This window comes from Chelatococcus reniformis, assembly GCF_014640075.1.
GTDB lineage: Bacteria > Pseudomonadota > Alphaproteobacteria > Rhizobiales > Beijerinckiaceae > Camelimonas > Camelimonas reniformis.
Genome location: NZ_BMGG01000033.1, coordinates 1 through 731, shown reverse-complemented (window position 1 = coordinate 731; position 731 = coordinate 1). Strand labels below are relative to the sequence as shown.

1 protein-coding gene is annotated in these 731 nt (G+C 71.5%); it reads left to right on the top strand.

The genetic code is table 11. The annotated features are described in order from the left end of the window. On the top strand, positions 1–731 hold a 731-nt coding region (locus tag IEW34_RS30195; protein WP_505626579.1), incomplete at both ends, for a phosphohexomutase domain-containing protein.

The following is a 731-nucleotide window of genomic DNA, read 5'->3' as shown; positions in this document are numbered from 1 at the left end:
GACACCGAGCTCGACTTCACCTTCCCCCGCTACAATCCCAACCCCGAGGACATGGAGATGCTCCATGCCATGGCGGCGGCGGTGAGGGAGAGCGGAGCCGACGTGGCGCTCGGCTTCGACGGCGACGGCGACCGCTGCGGCGTCGTCGACGACACCGGCCAGGAGATCTTCGCCGACAAGATCGGCGTCATGCTGGCGCGCGACCTCTCCGCCCGGCACCCGGGCGCCCGCTTCGTCGTCGACGTCAAGTCGACCGGGCTGTTCGCCACCGACCCGGTGCTGAAGGCCCAGGGCGCCGCGACCGACTATTGGAAGACCGGGCACAGCTACATCAAGCGGCGGGTGGCCGAGCTCGGGGCGCTGGCGGGCTTCGAGAAGTCGGGCCACTTCTTCTTCAACGCGCCGGTGGGGCGCGGCTACGACGACGGCTTCGTCACCGCGCTCGCCGTCTGCGACCTGCTCGACCGCAACCCGGGCCGGTCGCTGTCGGAGCTCTACGCGGCGCTGCCGCGGACCTGGGGCTCGCCGACCATGTCGCCCACCTGCGCCGACGAGGTGAAGTATGCGGTGGTGGAGCGGGTGGTGGCGCGCCTCGCGGCGCTGAAGGCGGCGGGCACTCCGGTGGGCGGCCACCCCATCCGCGACCTGGTGACGGTGAACGGCGTGCGGATCACCACCGACGACGGCACCTGGGGGCTGGTGCGCGCCTCCTCCAACAAGCCCGAGCTGGT